We start from the raw sequence: 15,900 nt of genomic DNA on the forward strand, positions 1-15,900 counted from the left end.
CTCCCGATGGGGAGCGGCGCTCTTCGTCGTGCCGGCGTCAGGCGATCGAGGCCGCCACGATCGCGGCCACGGCGAGGTTGCAGGAGGCGGTGACCCAGACCGCGGGGTGGGGCTCCGGGTCGACGACGATGGCTCCGAGCTTGCCCGGAGTCACCAGGTCGAGCACCAGGAACGCCACCGCCATCAGGACCAGGCCGAGCACGCCGAAGGCCGCGGTCGACAGCAGGCCCTTGCCGAAGTTGTCGTACGTGGTCCAGATCGAGGTGAAGACGATGCCGCCGATGCCGAGGAGCGCGGAGCTCAGCAGGAGGGCGGCATTGCGGTTGCGCTCCTCCCAGATCTGCTTCGGGAGCTTCCCGGGCGTCAGCACGTCCACGAGGACGATGCCGAGGATCAGCAGCACCAGGCCAAGAGCGCCGAAGGCGCTGGTGCGGCCAAGTCCGTTGATGATGTCGCTCATTGAGAAGCCTGTCTCCGCGTGGGTGGGAAATGATGTGCCGTGGGGAGGCCGAATCTATCGCACGGCCTTGGCGCGGACCATGGGGAGGTCAGGAAATGGCAAAGGTCAGGGCCGCGCGGGCGGCCGAGGCGGAGGCCCTGACCGGGCTGGTGATGCGGTCCAAGGCGCACTGGGGGTACGAGCCGGAGGTCCTGGCCGCCTGGGCGGAGGAACTGCGGATCCGGCCCGGCGACGTGACGGCCCGCCGCATCGTGGTCGCCGAGGACGGCGAGGGGGCGGTGCTCGGGCTCGCCTCCCTGGACGGGACGGCCCCGCTCGCCTCCCTGGGGCTGCTGTTCGTGGAGCCGTCGGCCATCGGCCGGGGCGTGGGGCGGCTGCTGTACCGGGACGCGCTGCACCGGGCGGCGGAGCTGGGGGTGCGCCGGCTGGTGATCGACGCCGATCCCCACGCGGTCGGCTTCTACCGGGCGATGGGGGCGGTGGCCGCGCCGGGCGGCCCCGGCGCCCTGGTGCGGTTCGAGGTGTCCCCCGCGCCGCTCGCCGCCTGGGCGCGGGCGTGGACCGGTGGCGGGCGGGCCGTTCACCTGGGCAATGTGGCCGAGTTCAACGCCCAGTTCGCCGACGTCTCCCTGGACGGCGAGCAGCGGGCCGCACACCACTACGCGTGCCTGGCCGCCTTCTACAGCCCCGACCCGGCGGCGCTGGTGCTGCCCCGTACGGTGCCGCGGGGCTGGACCGACCGGGTCTGCCGCCGGCTGGGCTGGTCCGGGGTGGAGGTGTACGACGGCCTGGCGGAGGAGGGCGGTCCCGGCCTGTCGGATGCCGTACGGGCCCGGCCGGCGCTGGCCGCGCTGCTGACCGGGGCGGGGCTGCCCCTCGTACCGTGGGGGCGGACGCGGCCGTTCGCGCAGCTGACGGGCCGGCCGTGGCGGGCCGGGGAGCTGCGGTACGAGTCGAAGTCGGCGGCGCACGGTCTGTTCGCCCGGATCCTGTCGGGCGGCGGGCATCCCGGGATCGTGCTGCCCGCGCAGTGGCGGGCCGGCTCCCGGCGGGCGGCGGTCCGCCTCGTCGCGGCCCGGGCCAAGGCGGGCGAGAGCACTGTTCTGAAATCGGAGCACGGTGTGGGGGTTCGGGCACCACGGTGCTCACCCCCGCCCGGGTCCGGGCCGAGGGCGGGGCGCGCGCCGTGCTGAGGCGGCTGCCGCGCGGGCCGCTGCTGGTGGAGGAGTTCGTGCACGGCCCTGGGGAGGAAGAAGGGCCGCGCGACCTCACGTACGACGGGTTCGTGGCTGCCGACGGCCGGGTGCACGAGGTCGGCGGGGCGGTGATGGACGTGCGGGACGGCTGCTACGCGGGGGCCACGGTGGGGCCCGGGGTGGTGCCCGGCTGGGCGGAGAAACCGCTCGGCGCCTTCGGGGCGGCGGTGGGCCGGGAGCTGGCGGCCGGCGGCTACCGGGGCTGGTTCGACGTGGACTTCGTGACCGCCGGCGGGGGACGGCTCGCGCCGACCGAGACCAATCTGCGCCTGACCGGGCCGGCCGTGGCCTTCATCGTGGCGGCCCGGCTCGACGCGCTACGGGGCGCGGGGCACCTCGTACGGATCGTGGACCGGGTGGAGCTGGGCGCCCGGCTGCCCGAGGCCCAGCTGGACGAGCTGTGCGCGGGGCTGGACCGGGAGTGCGCCGAGCTGGGCGCGGTGTTCGTCCCGGCGATCCCGACGGCCGCCTTCGAACCCTCGCCGTGGCTGGGCTTCCTGGTGGCCGCACACAGCGCGCGGACGCTGGACGCGGCGGAAACACTGGTCCGGGCCAGAACCCTGGCGGGCGGGGGCTGTTCGGCCCGCGCGAACCGATGCCGTGAGCACGGGCCGCCCGGGCCGGGTCAGTCGTCGACGTCGAAGGGCTTCGGCGGTTTGGCGATGACGTACGCGGCGACGACGACGCCCGCGATCATCAGGGGGATGTTGAAGGTGTAGACGAGCGCGGCCTGCCGCGGCCAGTCCTGTTTGGCCGCGAGCCGGTAGAGGTTGTCCTGCGGCCACCACGCCATCAGCAGGTATGCCACGGCCAGATGCGCGGCAGTGGTGAGCCTGCGGCCGCGGCCCCGGAGCGGCATCCGGGCGCGGCCGCGGAACAGGAAGACCAGGCCGATGCCGAAGGACACGCACTCGATGAGGTAGAGCAGGAAGAAGAGGAACGCCCAGGGCTGCGGTACGCCGGTGAGGTCCGTCGATCCGGGCCAGAAGACCTTCGTGAGGATCAGGCCGACGAAGCCCGCCGCGACGCCCCCGCAGGCGGCGGCCCAGAGGCTCGGGAACGGACCGATCGGACGGGCCGCCGGCCGGGCGGACTTGCTCCCGGCGGGCTGCGCCGCGGAGGCGCTCGTGATCGGCAGGGGCAGGGCGGCCCGGTCCTCCTGGCCGGCCCTGTCGCGGGGCAGGACGCGCAGCCGTACCACGGCGCGGGGCCGGTCCTCGGGGGGCACCCGGCCCGCCAGGTACTCGCGGAGCTCGTCGACGTCCGGCAGGCCGGAGCCCGGGGGCCATGACGGGTCGGCGGGCGGCGGGGCGACGTAGGCGACCAGGCGGGGAACCCCCTGGAAGCCGGGCACCGCCGCCACCAGCGCCGAACCGATGCCCTCGTGGCCGCGGATCACCGATTCGAGCGGGTGCGGGTCGAGGGTGCGCCCGTCCACGGTGATCCGGTCGCGGATCCGGCCGCCGAACTCCAGCAGCCCGTCGTCGCGCAGCCGCGCGAGGTCGCCGGTGGGGATCGCGTCGCCGCCGTCGGGCGGGGCGAGGCGGACCTCCCCGTCGCGCAGGTCGACGCGGCAGCCGGGGAAGGGGGTGCCGATGAGGGAGAACCGTTCCGGGTCGTCGACCGGGCCGGGCAGCTGCGGCAGTTCGAACCAGGCACCGGTGCCAGCGGTCTCGGTGAGCCCGTAGACGTTGAGCAGCCGCACGCCGGTCCGGAGCCGGTCCTGCAGGGCGGCCTGTTCGTCGAGGTGGAACCGGGCGCCGGTGACGGTGAGCAGCCGCAGCGAACGCAGCTCCGGGTCGGGTTCGCGGCGGGCTCGGGGTACGGACGGCTGTGTGGTGGCTGCCGGCCCGGGGTCGCGCAGGAGCAGCCGGGCCGCCCCCACCGGGTCGGTGTGCACGACGCTGACCTGGTCGGAATCGATCGCCTGACGGATCTTGTCGGGCTTCCACGGTGCGCGCTCGGGTACGACGAGGGCCCCGCCCGAGCACAGGGCCCGGGTCCAGCCCGCCGCGAAGGCGGTGAGGGCCGGTCCGGCGGTGATCAGGTGGCGGTCCTCCGGGGTCGGCCGGATCACCTCCGCCCAGCTGTCGTGGGCGGCGAGCAGCCGGGCATGGCTGACGGACACGGCGCGCGGGACCGCTCCCCCGGTGAAGAGGACGGCCGCGGTCCGGCCGCTTCCGGAGGGCGCCGGGGGCGGCCCGGTGGGCCGGTCGGCTATCGCGGCCGCCTCCGCGCCGAGCCGGATGACCCGCAGGCCGCTTCCGTCATCGAGGCGGGCCTGGTGCGCGGCGTGCGTGAGCAGCGCGAAGGGCGGGGCGGCGGCGAGCTGCTGCTGCCCGGTGCGCGGCACGTCGACGTCGAGGACGGTGTAGGTCCCACCGGACTTGAGGACGGCGAGGACGGCGACGAGGAGTTCGGCCTGGCGGTCCGTCCCGATCGCCACGAGGCCGCCGGCGGGCAGTCCGGCGTCGAGCAGGTGGTGCGCCAACTGGTTGGCCCGGGCGTCGAGTTGCCCGTAGGTGAGGCTCTCCGAGCCGGATATGACGGCGCGGGCGCTCGGGGCGTCCCGCACCCACTGGCCGAAGCGGTGCAGGACGGTGTCGGTGGCGGCCTTGCCGAAGCGTACGGACTCGGATCCCTGCGTCATGGACCGATGATGCCACCGGGCACCGACAGCGGTCCTGGGTCGTGAAAATCCTTCGTCCGAGCGAGAGTTGGCACAGTCCGGACCGGAGATGACTCGAATCCTTGACCTCGACTTTGGTTGAGGTCCTAACGTTTCGGCCATGGACATGGAAGTCACCGCTTGGACATCGCTGCACAGTGCGATCAACGCGCAGCAGGACCGCCGCCCGGTCTCCCGGGCGAGCCTGCGCCGGGTCGCCGCCTTCGCCCGCCCGCACCGCCGCGGGCTCACCCTCTTCCTGCTGCTCAGCGTCGTCACGGCGCTGCTCGCCGTGGCCACCCCGGTGCTCGCCAGCCGGATCGTCGACGCCATCGTCGGCGGACGCGACAGCGGCACCGTCACCCGGCTCGCCCTCCTCATCGCGCTGATCGCGGTCGCCGAGGCGGGCCTGGGGCTGCTGACCCGCCGGCTCTCCGCGACCCTCGGCGAGGGGCTGATCCTCGATCTGCGGACGGCGGTCTTCGACCACGTGCAGCGGATGCCGGTCGCCTTCTTCACCCGGACCCGGACCGGCGCCCTCGTCAGCCGGCTCAACAACGATGTGATCGGCGCCCAGCGGGCGTTCAGCAACACCCTGTCCGGGGTGGTCGCCAACACCGTGACCCTGCTCCTGACCCTCGCCGTGATGCTGAGCATCTCCTGGCAGATCACCCTGCTGGCGCTGGTGCTGCTGCCGGTGTTCGTGCTGCCGGCCCGCCGGATGGGGGCGCGGATGGCGGGGATGCAGCGGGAGGCCTCGACCCTGAACGCCGCGATGGGCACCCAGATGACCGAGCGGTTCTCCGCGCCGGGCGCGACGCTGGTCAAGCTGTTCGGGCGGCCGGCCGACGAGTCCGCGGAGTTCGCGGCCCGGGCGGCGCGGGTGCGGGACATCGGGATCCGCACGGCGATGGCCCAGTCCGCCTTCATCACCGCCCTCACCCTGGTCTCGGCCCTGGCCCTCGCCCTCGTCTACGGGCTGGGCGGGTACTACGCCCTGCGCGGGACCCTGGACGCCGGTTCCGTGGTGGCCCTCGCCCTGCTCCTGACCCGGCTGTACGCCCCGCTGACCGCGCTCGCCGGTGCCCGCGTCGAGGTGATGAGCGCGCTGGTCAGCTTCGAGCGGGTCTTCGAGATCCTCGACCTGAAGCCGCTCATCACGCAGAAGCCCGACGCCCGCACGGTGCCGGACGGGCCGGTGTCCGTGGAGTTCGACCGGGTCTCCTTCGGCTACCCGTCCCCCGACAAGGTCTCGCTCGCCTCCCTGGAGGAGGTCGCCACCCTCGACGCCAAGGGCGGTACACGGGTCCTGCACGAGGTCTCGTTCCGCGCCGAACCCGGCCGCATGATCGCCCTGGTCGGCTCGTCCGGCGCCGGCAAGTCGACCATCGCCCAGCTGCTGCCCCGGCTGTACGACGCCGACGCGGGCGCGGTCCGCCTCGGCGGGGTCGACGTACGGGACCTCACGGCCGACTCGATCCGCGAGACGCTCGGCATGGTCACCCAGGACGGGCACCTCTTCCACGAGTCGGTACGGGCCAACCTGCTGCTGGCCCGGCCGGAAGCCTCCGAGGAGGAGATCTGGGAGGCCCTGCGCCGCTCCCGCCTGGACGGCCTCGTCGCCTCGCTGCCGGACGGACTGGACACGGTCGTCGGGGAGCGCGGCTACCGGCTGTCGGGCGGGGAACGGCAACGGCTGACCATCGCGCGGCTGCTGCTGGCCCGCCAGCGGGTGGTGATCCTCGACGAGGCCACCGCGCACCTGGACTCCACCTCGGAGGCGGCGGTGCAGGAGGCCCTGGGCGAGGCCCTGGCGGGCCGGACCGCGGTGGTGATCGCGCACCGGCTGTCGACCGTACAGGCGGCCGATCTGATCCTGGTGGTCGAGGACGGCCGGATCGTGGAACGGGGCACGCACACCGAGCTGCTGGCGGCGGGCGGCCGGTACGAGGAGCTGTACCGCACCCAGTTCGCGGCGGCGGACACGCCTGCCGACGTGGCATCGGGCGGCGCGGCGGCGGTGCCGGGAGCATGATGCTGTGATGGACATCAAACTGGAACTGGTCGCCGTCCCCGTCACCGATGTCGACCGGGCCAAGGCCTTCTACGAGAAGATCGGCTTCAACGCCGACCACGACGTGACCGTCAGCGAGGACGTCCGCTTCGTCCAGCTGACTCCGCCGGGGTCGGCCTGTTCGATCGCGATCGGCAAGGGACTGACCCGGATGACCCCGGGATCCCTGGACAACATGCAGGTCGTCGTCACCGACATCGAGGAGGCGTACGAGGACCTGCGCGGCCGGGGCGTGGAGGTGACGGAGATCCAGGACCTCCCCTGGGGCTCCTTCGTCTACTTCTCCGACCCGGACGGCAACGGCTGGGCGGTCCAGCAGACCACGCCCCGCAAGCGGGGTACGCAATAGGGGGCAGGGAGTGTTCCTTGTCAGCGAACCTGGTCGCTCTTCGGCCCGATGCCTTTGATCCTGGTCGGAGTTCCCTCCGGGGCGAACGAGTGGTGGAAGGTGAAGGCGTGCGGCGCGGAGCCGTGATCGTGGAGGTGTTCCAGCCTGGAAACCCCGTCCTGCCAGGTGGGTATCACGCCGTCGGAGACCCACCAGAACACGTAATTCGGGTGCCCTGTCCTCTCGAACCAGTCGTAACGCCTGTTCAGCGCCTCACGGTGCAGACCGGTGTAGATGGCGTCGAAGGCGGGGCGCAGGTCGGTCCAGAGTGAGAGGGTCGTGGCCAGGGCGGTGGTTTCCACCGTATGGCCCTTGCCGTACCAGGTCGGTACGGCGAACTCTCCCCATGCACCCCAGTCCGCATCGAAGAGCTCGCCCCGGTCACCGTCTGCCGCTTCAGCACGCGCGAGGTACCCGGGGTGCTGACTGATCTTCCGGTAGACGGCCTCACCAATGTCGTAGAACTCGCGCGTGAGAGGTCCGGTATCGGCGAGAGGTGACTTCAGGACGCCGAATGTGTACAGCGCAAGATGGGGCATGCGTCTCTCCTTGGTTGGGGGTGCCTGGTGCGGACCCGGTTCGCTGGCTTACGCATGGGGCGAGGATTCGTGGGGCGTGACCGACTCGTCCCGTCGCGGGTGGCTCAGACTGAAGGAACTCCTGTGCGACCGTGGGCGATCGCCGATGACCAGGTGAAGGTAGCTGCCTCTGCGGGCCTTGTCGAAGTTGCGTTTTCCCTGTCCAAGTGGCCTCTTGCACCGGTCATTGCGGGGGCAGGCAGCGGGGTACCAGTGATCCGCTTCGGCCGATCGGTTCGCCCGCCATGCCCGTCCGCACCCCTGCCGACCGGCTTCCTCGCCGGGACCGTAGGCTCTTCGCATGGTGGGTACACAGTCGCGTGGGGCGGAGCGGGGGCCGGGGCGGCCGCGGGAAGAGCGGGTCACGGGGGCGGTCCTGAACGCGGTCGTCGATCTGATCACCGAGCAGGGGATCGGGGCCGTCACGATGGATGCCGTCGCCGCACGGGCCGGGGTGAGCAAGCCCGCCATCTACCGGCGTTGGCCCACCAAGCAGGACCTCATCATCGCCGCTGCCGAGACGCGTATCGGCGTCCTGTCAGTGCCTGATCTGGGCGACTTCCGCGCGGAGCTCCGGTCCTTGCTCACCACTCGTCTGGAGGCCTACCGGCTGCCGGGATCGGACCGGCTGATCGCGGGCCTGATCGGTGCGGCGGCCGAGACGGGCGCGGAGCGGGGCCAGTACGCGGGGTACACCGAGCGGATCACGAGCGAGACCAGGCGCATCCTGGAACGCGGGATCGCGCGCGGTGAAGTGCGGCCCGAGACCGATGTCCGGGCCGCGGCGACCCTGGTGGCCGCGCCGCTGCTCTTCCGGCTGATCGTCGAGCAGGAGCTGCCCGACGCCGCGCTGGTGGACACGCTGGTGGACCTCGTCAGCCGCGCCGTCCGCTCGGCTGCCTGAGCGGTCTCCCACCCGGATTTTCCGGCTCGATTTTCGATGCCCACGGACCCTTGCCTCCGCACACCCCAATAACGATACTTCCGGTAACGATTTTCCGCCCTCGTTACGGAGGCCTCATGGACAGCGCCGTCACCACTCCCGCCCCCGCGCTCGACAAGCCCCTGATGCACTACGGGAAGCGCACGCTGGACCGCATCGCGCCGGGCACGGAGCAGCCCGACTACCTGCTCCTGGACGTCTGCCCGCTCACTCCGCACATCGGCGCCGAGATAGAAAGCGTCGACCTCTCGCTCCCGATCGGCGAGGACCTCGCGGCAGAGATCAGGCAGGCCCTGCTGGAGTGGAAGGTGCTGTTCTTCCGGGACCAGCACGCCTTCGACCCGCAGGCCCAGCTCGCCTTCTCCGGGCTGTGGGGGAGCCGGAGCCGAACCCCTTCTTCCCCAAGGGCAACACCGTCGGCGTCTCCCGCCTGGCCAAGGACGCCATGGCCATCGGCACGGAGAACATCTGGCACAGCGATCACTCGTTCATGGCCGCGCCGGCACTCGGCTCCGTCCTGCGCGCCGTCGAGGTCCCGTCCGCCGGTGGCGACACCATGTGGGCCGACATGGCGGCCGCCTACGACAACCTCACCGAGTCCATGAAGGCCCGGATCGAGGGACTCACGGCCGTGCACGACTGGGTGCCGAGCTGGGGCGCGCTGATGACCGAGAGCCAGATCGCGGCGCACCGTGAGAACCTGCCGGCCGTCGAGCACCCGGTGGTCGTCCGCCACCCGCGCACCGGCCGGAGGCTCCTCTACGTCAACGAGCCCTTCACCACCCGGATCGTCGGACTGTCGGACCTTGAGAGCCGTGAACTCCTCGACGAGCTCGTGCTCCAGGCCCGGATCCCCGAGTACCAGGTGCGCTTCCGCTGGCAGCCGGGCTCCGTCGCGATCTGGGACAACATCGCCACCCAGCACTACGCGATCAGCGACTACTTCCCGCAGCGCCGTGTCATGGAGCGCATCGCGATCGCCGGCGTCCCGCTCTCCTGAACGGGCAACGGACCTCCTCTCCCCATCCAGTCTCCGCGGAGCCCTTGTGACCGACACCGATGTCGCACCCGCCGTGCCCGCCGGCCCCCGAAGGCGCCGAGCAGAATCAGACGCCGCGCGTGGACCGTCACCGCGCTGCTCGTCGTCTTCATGATGATCAATTTCGCCGACAAGTCCGTGCTCGGTCTGGCCGCGGACGAGATCCGACAGGACCTCGGCCTGTCGGCATCGGCCTTCGGACTCGCCAGCAGCGCCTTCTTCCTGCTGTTCTCGGTCTCCGGCGCCGCGGTGGGGCTGCTCGCGGACCGCATACGGCCCAAGTGGCTGCTGCTGGCGATGGCCGTCCTGTGGTCCGTCTCCCAGGCGCCGCTGGCGGTGGGTGGAGGGCTCGCGGTGCTCCTCACCTCACGTGTTCTCCTCGGTGCCGCCGAGGGGCCCGCCTTCCCCGTCGCCCAGCAGGCCACCCTGTCCTGGTTCCCCAACCACCGGCGCAACCTGCCCGGGGCGTTGATCGTCCTCGGAATCACCCTGGGGGTCCTGGTCGCCGCTCCCGTACTGACGTGGGTGATCCATCACCACGGCTGGCGCTCGGCCGTCGCCGCGGTGGCGCTCGCCGGTGTGGTGTGGGCCTTGCTGTGGATCCCCTTCGGCGGGGAGGGGCCGTACGCGGCCGCGTCGGACACCACGGCGCCGACCGGCTCCGCCGACAAGAGGGGTGAGGGGGCGGCGGGAGCCGGGCCGGTTGCGGCCCGGCACAGGACGCCGTACCGGCGGATCCTTTCGACCCGCACCTGGATCGGTGCCACGGCTGCCTACTTCGGCACCTACTGGGTCATCGCCTTCGCCCTGGTCTGGCTCCCCTCCTACCTCCGCGACGCGCTGGGCTACGACTCGGCCGGGGCCACCCAAGTGCTGATGCTGGTCTGGGGTCTGGGCGGCGTCGTGGTGCTCGGGCAGGCGGGCCTGACCGGATGGCTGCTGCGCCGCGGGACCGCGAGCCGGTGGGCCCGCGGCGGGATCGGCGGCGTTCTGCTCCTCATCGGTGCCGCGGCATGCCTCGCACTGCCGCTGGCCCCGGCCGGCGCCGTGACCGCCGTGCTGCTGGTCGCGGGATTCGGGCTCGCCGGAGCGATGAGCAGCGTCGCCGTCACCACGGTCACGGAGCTGGCTCCGGCCGATCGTCGCGGCGGTGCCCTGGGCATCATGAACGCCGTGGTGACCACCGCCGGTCTGATCGCCCCGACGCTGATCGGGCACTTCGTGGACACCCACGGTGCGCAGGGCTACCAGTACGCGGTCCTGGTCACCGGCGCCGTACTCCTGCTGAGCGGGGCCGCCGCCCTCACGTTGATCGACCCGGACCGCGACGCCCGACGACTGTCCAGGTGACCACGCGCGTGCCTGCTCCTCCCGCAGTGCACGGAGCGGGTATCGCCCTGCCCACTCCCGACCTTCCCAAGGACCGACGTTGAACACCAGCGCCCTCGACACCTCCTTCCTCGACCTCACCGTGGGCCACGTACGCGGCAGCGCCAAGTCCTGGTCCGCCACCCCGCTCACCGAACGCATCGCCCTCCTGGAGCGGCTGCTGCCGCGCGTGGTCTCCCGAGCCTCCGAGATGGCCGCTGCCGGTGCCCGCGCGAAGGGGTACGCGTCCGATTCGCCGTGGGCCGCCGAGGACTGGATCGCCGGGCCGTGGGCCCTGGCGCAGAACGCCTCGGCGTATCTGCACGTGCTGCGGCGGATCGCCGCGGGCAAGGATCCCGTCGACGCGAAGGCCGTCCACGAGGAGGACGGTCGCACGCGGGTCGACGTCTTCCCCGCCACCGGCTGGGACAGCCTCCTGCTGGGCGGCTTCACGGCCCAGGTGTGGATGCGCCCCGGCACCACCGCGGAGCAGGCACGCAGCCGAGCGGCGGGCGAGTACCGGGACAGGCCCGGCCGCCCGGGCGTGTCTCTGGTGCTCGGCGCGGGCAACGTCGCCGCCATCACCGCGCTGGACATCCTGCACAAGCTCTTCGCCGAGGGCCAGGTCGTCATCGCCAAGATGAACCCGGTCAACGACTACCTCCGCCCCCACTTCGATTACGTCTTCGCCGAGTTCGTCGAACACGGCTGGGTGCGCTTCGTCGACGGCGGTGCGGCCGAAGGCGGTTACCTCGCCGCCCACGATGACGTGGACGCCATTCACGTCACCGGCAGCGACCGCACCCACGACGCCATCGTCTGGGGCACCGACGAGGACGCCGAGCAGCGCCGCCACGACGACCGGCCGCTTCTGGACAAGCCGTTCAGCAGTGAACTGGGCGGCGTCAGCCCCTGCATCGTGGTGCCGGGGCCGTGGAGCGACGCCGACTTCCGCTTCCAGGCCGAACACGTCGTCACCACCAAGATGAACAACTCCGGACACAACTGCATCGCCAGCCAGATCCTGGTTCTGCCACGCGACTGGGACGGCACCGAGCGGCTCCTGGCAGAGATCCGGCGGCTACTGCGCGAACTGCCTCCACGCACCGACTACTACCCGGGCGCCGCCGGACGTCTCGCCTCCGTCCTCGCCGCCCATCCGGAGGCGGAGGCCCACGACGACGGCTGTCGGCTGCTCGTCCCCGACATCACCGACCACGACGACGTCCTGATCACCGAGGAGGTCTTCGGCAGCGCCCTGGGCGTCCTGCGCCTGCCCGGACACACTCCGGCCGAATTCCTGCGCCACGCCGTCGACTTCGCCAACAACACCCTCCCGGGCACGCTCGGCGCCACCCTGATCGTCCACCCAAGGACCGAGAAGGCCCACCGGGAGGCGGTGCGCAGCGCGATCGCCGACCTGCGCTACGGCACCCTGGGCGTCAACTGCTGGTCGGCGGTCGGCTTCCTGCTCGGCTTCACACCGTGGGGCGCCCACCCCGGGCACACCCGCCAGGACATCGGAAGCGGCATCGGCTTCGTGCACAACGCCTTCATGCTCGAGGACATCGAGAAGACCGTGCTGCGCGCCCCGTTCACGCCCGCTCCGCGAGGCCTGGTCACGGGCGACCCGTCGCTGTCCCCTCGCCCGCCGTACTTCGTCACCCACCGCACCGCACTGACCACCGTGGAGCGCCTCACCCGCTTCACGGCCGCGCCGAGCGTGATGAAACTGCCGGCCCTCTTCGCCTCGGCGTTGCGCGGCTGATGCCTTTGCACCTGCCCCTGCCGCGAATCTGCCGTTCCACGGGACGGTCCGGTGGCAGCTCCCCTTTCCGCCGCTTCCACCGACACACCCATGGAGACCCCAGATGCTCAATCTCGCCGCCGTGCTGGAGAACAGCGCCCGCGCCGTGCCCGACCGCACGGCAGTCGTGCTGGGCGTCCAGCGGCTGACCTATGCGGAGCTGGACGCGGCGGCCCGCCGCGTGGCCAACCTGCTCCGCTCACGCGGCATCGCGCCGGGCGACAAGGTCGCGCTGTCCTGCCCGAACGTGCCGTGGTTCCCGATCGTCTACTACGGCATCCTCAAGGCCGGCGCGGTCGTCGTCCCGCTCAACGTACTGCTCAAGGGCCGTGAGGTCGCGTACCACTTGGCCGACTCCGAGGCCAAGGCCTACTTCTGCTTCGAGGGCGGCGCCGAGCTCCCGCTGGGGCAGGAGGGCTGGGCGGGCTTCGGCGAGGCCCCGGGCTGCGAGCACTTCTTCCTGATGCCCGCCGCCCCCACCCAGGACTCCTCGATCACGGGCGCCGAGACCCTGACGGCGGCACTGGCCGGGCAGAGCGCGGACTTCGAGACGGTGGCCACCGAGTCCGGTGACACCGCGGTCATCCTGTACACCTCCGGAACCACCGGCCGGCCCAAGGGCGCCGAACTCACCCACTCCAACGTGATGCTCAACGTGCTGACCTGCCACAAGCTGTTCGGCGAGATCGAGCACGACGTGCATCTGGTCACCCTGCCGCTGTTCCACTCCTTCGGCCAGGTCGTCCAGATGAACGCCGGACTTGCCTCAGGAGCGACGCTGGTGCTGCTGCCGCGCTTCGACGCCCGGTCGGCCCTCGCCCTGATGCAGCGCCATGCCGTCACCTTCTTCGCGGGTGTCCCCACGATGTACTGGGCGCTACTCGAAGAAGAGGCGCCCGACGTGGACCTGCCGCAGATCGCCCGGAACCTGCGGATGGCCGGCTCGGGGGCTCGGCGCTCCCGGTCGAGATCCACCGCCGGTTCGCCGAGCGGTTCGGCGTCACCATTCTGGAGGGGTACGGGCTCTCCGAGACCAGCCCGGTGGCCACGTTCTCCCCGCGTGGCGAGAAGGTGCGGCCCGGCTCCATCGGACGTCCGGTCTGGGGCGTGGAGGTGGACCTGGTCGGCAAGGACTGGGCCCCCGTCCAGGGTGCCGACGCCATCGGCGAGATCGTCGTCCGCGGACACAACGTGATGAAGGGCTACTTCAACCGGCCCGAGGCGACCGCCGACGCGATGCGCGACGGCTGGTTCCGCACCGGGGACCTGGCCCGTCGGGACGCCGACGGGTGGCTCTACATCGTCGACCGCGCCAAGGACATGATCATCCGCGGTGGCTTCAACGTCTACCCACGGGAGATCGAGGAGGTGCTCCTCACCCATCCCGCCGTGAGCATGGCGGCCGTCATCGGAATTCCGCACGAGCGCCACGGTGAGGAGATCAAGGCCTGCGTGGTCCTCGCTCCGGGCGCGACGCTCTCCGAGGAGGAGCTGATCGCCTGGTGCAAGGAGGAGATGGCGGGCTACAAATACCCCCGCCTGGTGGAGTTCTTCGCCGCCCTGCCCACCAATGCCACCGGCAAGATCCTCAAGCGCGAGCTCCGGGACGCGGGTACCTCGGATGCCGGCACGATCGCATAGGACTCGATCCCCCTTTCCGTTGTCGATGGCGAGGGCTCCGAATGCCCTTGCCGGACCACCGGACACCTTGGGGCTTCCGCTCACCGCGCGGCCAGGGACCGAGCTTCGGACGCTGCATGGGGTCGGGCGCACCGGAGGGTCCGGCGCGCTGCGCACGCTGCGGCCCGGCACCGCCACCGGGCCGGCCCGGTGGTCGTCGACCGGGCCGCGCCGACCCAGCGGGGCTCAGGCCTCCGCGGCGGCGTGGTGGTGGTCGAGCTCCCACGCGTGGTGCTTGAACTCGTGGCGGAAGTCGGCGTGGTCCTCCCACTGGCGGGCGATGCCGCGCAGCACGTCCCAGTTGTGCTCCACCGACTGGTCGATGACGCGGCGCATGGCCGGGTCGGCCGACTCCCGCTGCGCGATGAGGCCCTTGATGGCGGAAGCCTCCAGGACGGCGTTGCGCAGCGCGCGCAGGGCGCGGGAGGTGTCGTCCATCCCGAAGCCGTACTCGCTGCCCGTCTCCGCGTCGAACAGCGGGGTGAGCCGCGCCTCGATGAAAGCGGTGATCCGCTCGAAGTGCTGCACGTCCATCGGGGGCTCCCTCTCCTGCCGGACCACCACGTGTCCCCGGCGTCTCCACTGCTTCTGCTGATCACCGCCATTATCCAGCAGCGCCCTTCCACGCCCGGACCGGCCGGGGCGGTCCGGGTCCCGCCCGGTCCCGGGCCTCCAACTCCCCGCCCACGGCCGCGACTTTCCGATGATCTACGTTGATGGTCCGCTGCGAGGAAGGAATCCGGCCCGTGGACGACAGCTTCCGACTGACGGAGCGTTTCGAAGAGCACCGATCTCATCTGAGAGCGGTGTCCTACCGGATGCTCGGCTCGCTCAGCGAAGCCGATGACGCCGTTCAGGAGGCCTGGCTGCGCCTGAACCGCTCCGACACCACCGACGTCGAGAACCTCGGCGGGTGGCTGACCACCGTCGTGGCGCGCGTGTGCCTGAACATGCTGCGGGCGCGCGAGTCCCGGCGCGAGGACTCCCTGGAGGCGTATCCCAGCGACCCGGCGGTCAGCCGCGAGGACGCGGTCGACCCCGAGCAGGAGGCCATGCTGGCCGATTCGGTCGGGCTGGCACTGCTGGTGGTGCTCGACAAGCTGACACCGGCCGAGCGGCTCGCGTTCGTGCTGCACGACCTGTTCGCCGTGCCCTTCGAGGACATCGCCCCGTTGCTCGACCGGTCCCCGGCCGCGACCCGGCAGCTCGCGAGCCGCGCCCGCCGCCGGGTCAAGGGAGCCCCGCTGGTGCCCGAAGCCGATCTGTCCCGCCAGCGCCGCGTCGTGGACGCCTTCCTCGCCGCCACCCGAGGCGGGAACTTCGACGCGCTGGTCGCGCTGCTCCATCCCGACGTGGTGCTCCGGGCCGACAAGGCCGTCGGACCCACCCCCGCTCCGCTCCTCATCAGCGGCGCGGTCACCGTCGCCCGGGGCGCGATGGCCGCGATGCAGCGGGCGCGGTCCACGCAGCCTGCCCTGCTCAACGGCGTGGCCGGTCTGGCGATGGCCCCGCTGGGACGGCTGTTCCTGGTCCTCGGCTTCACGATCGAGGACGGCCTGATCACCGAGATCGACGTGATCGCCGAACCGGAGCGCCTGCGCGAGCTCGATCTCGCCGTTCTCGACGCCTGACCCGCCCG

The 15,900-nt window shown here is 71.8% G+C and carries 13 protein-coding genes and 2 pseudogenes; 11 read left to right on the top strand and 4 right to left on the bottom strand.

Features of this window, described 5'->3' with window-relative positions; translation table 11 throughout:
• Nucleotides 1-37 precede the first annotated feature (37 nt).
• Nucleotides 38-460 (bottom strand): DUF350 domain-containing protein, encoded by a 423-nt coding sequence (locus tag JIW86_RS06190; protein WP_215144187.1) that lies wholly within the window; start codon nt 458-460, stop codon nt 38-40.
• Nucleotides 461-555: 95 nt separating this feature from the next.
• Here JIW86_RS06190 and JIW86_RS06195 point away from each other — a divergent pair, with 95 nt between their 5' ends.
• Together JIW86_RS06195 and JIW86_RS06200 are read left to right on the top strand one after the other, a co-directional pair.
• Nucleotides 556-1,653: a GNAT family N-acetyltransferase gene (locus JIW86_RS06195; RefSeq protein WP_257552864.1), complete on the top strand. Its 1,098-nt coding sequence runs from the start codon at nt 556-558 to the stop codon at nt 1,651-1,653.
• On the top strand, nt 1,602-2,435 hold the full coding sequence (locus tag JIW86_RS06200; RefSeq protein ID WP_257552865.1) for a hypothetical protein: 834 nt from the start codon (nt 1,602-1,604) through the stop codon (nt 2,433-2,435). The genes JIW86_RS06195 and JIW86_RS06200 overlap by 52 nt, the downstream gene beginning before the upstream one ends.
• On the opposite strand, the gene JIW86_RS06205 is transcribed toward JIW86_RS06200, so the two are convergent.
• Nucleotides 2,342-4,366 carry an AMP-binding protein gene (locus JIW86_RS06205; RefSeq protein WP_257552866.1) on the bottom strand — a complete coding sequence of 675 codons (2,025 nt, stop codon included), beginning with the start codon at nt 4,364-4,366 and terminating at the stop codon, nt 2,342-2,344. The two genes, JIW86_RS06200 and JIW86_RS06205, sit on opposite strands and share 94 nt — an antisense overlap.
• Nucleotides 4,367-4,505: 139 nt before the next feature.
• Here JIW86_RS06205 and JIW86_RS06210 point away from each other — a divergent pair, with 139 nt between their 5' ends.
• Nucleotides 4,506-6,419, top strand: coding sequence for an ABC transporter ATP-binding protein (locus JIW86_RS06210; RefSeq protein WP_257552867.1), 1,914 nt, complete (start codon nt 4,506-4,508; stop codon nt 6,417-6,419).
• Nucleotides 6,420-6,426: 7 nt separating this feature from the next.
• Nucleotides 6,427-6,807: a VOC family protein gene (locus JIW86_RS06215; RefSeq protein WP_257552868.1), complete on the top strand. Its 381-nt coding sequence runs from the start codon at nt 6,427-6,429 to the stop codon at nt 6,805-6,807.
• 20 nt (nt 6,808-6,827) lie between these two features.
• Here the strand turns inward: JIW86_RS06215 and JIW86_RS06220 are convergent, their stop codons facing one another.
• Entirely contained in the window at nt 6,828-7,385 is a 558-nt protein-coding gene (locus JIW86_RS06220) for a DUF3291 domain-containing protein (RefSeq protein WP_257552869.1), read from the bottom strand.
• Nucleotides 7,386-7,725: 340 nt separating this feature from the next.
• Between JIW86_RS06220 and JIW86_RS06225 the strand changes: the two genes are divergently transcribed.
• From JIW86_RS06225 to JIW86_RS41595, 6 genes and pseudogenes are all read left to right on the top strand, one after another.
• Nucleotides 7,726-8,328 carry a TetR/AcrR family transcriptional regulator gene (locus JIW86_RS06225; protein WP_215144178.1) on the top strand — a complete coding sequence of 201 codons (603 nt, stop codon included), beginning with the start codon at nt 7,726-7,728 and terminating at the stop codon, nt 8,326-8,328.
• A 164-nt stretch (nt 8,329-8,492) separates the two neighbouring features.
• A pseudogene (locus JIW86_RS06235) lies at nt 8,493-9,367 on the top strand (TauD/TfdA dioxygenase family protein).
• Nucleotides 9,368-9,517: 150 nt separating this feature from the next.
• Nucleotides 9,518-10,756 carry an MFS transporter gene (locus JIW86_RS06240; RefSeq protein ID WP_257552871.1) on the top strand — a complete coding sequence of 413 codons (1,239 nt, stop codon included), beginning with the start codon at nt 9,518-9,520 and terminating at the stop codon, nt 10,754-10,756.
• Nucleotides 10,757-10,835: 79 nt separating this feature from the next.
• On the top strand, nt 10,836-12,542 hold the full coding sequence (locus tag JIW86_RS06245; RefSeq protein WP_257552872.1) for an aldehyde dehydrogenase family protein: 1,707 nt from the start codon (nt 10,836-10,838) through the stop codon (nt 12,540-12,542).
• Between the two features lie 103 nt (nt 12,543-12,645).
• Nucleotides 12,646-13,730: pseudogene (locus JIW86_RS06250) on the top strand (AMP-binding protein); the annotation flags it as partial.
• Between the two features lie 246 nt (nt 13,731-13,976).
• Nucleotides 13,977-14,222 (top strand): AMP-binding enzyme, encoded by a 246-nt coding sequence (locus JIW86_RS41595; RefSeq protein WP_322975603.1) that lies wholly within the window; start codon nt 13,977-13,979, stop codon nt 14,220-14,222.
• Nucleotides 14,223-14,447: 225 nt separating this feature from the next.
• Here the strand turns inward: JIW86_RS41595 and JIW86_RS06255 are convergent, their stop codons facing one another.
• Nucleotides 14,448-14,795, bottom strand: a complete 348-nt coding sequence (locus JIW86_RS06255; RefSeq protein WP_215144168.1) for a hypothetical protein — start codon at nt 14,793-14,795, stop codon at nt 14,448-14,450.
• Between the two features lie 182 nt (nt 14,796-14,977).
• On the opposite strand from JIW86_RS06255, the gene JIW86_RS06260 reads away from it, so the two are divergent.
• Nucleotides 14,978-15,892 carry a sigma-70 family RNA polymerase sigma factor gene (locus JIW86_RS06260; protein ID WP_406365330.1) on the top strand — a complete coding sequence of 305 codons (915 nt, stop codon included), beginning with the start codon at nt 14,978-14,980 and terminating at the stop codon, nt 15,890-15,892.
• The last annotated feature ends 8 nt before the right edge of the window (nt 15,893-15,900 follow it).

Source organism: Streptomyces sp. NBC_00162 (genome assembly GCF_024611995.1).
In the GTDB taxonomy this organism is placed as follows: domain Bacteria; phylum Actinomycetota; class Actinomycetes; order Streptomycetales; family Streptomycetaceae; genus Streptomyces.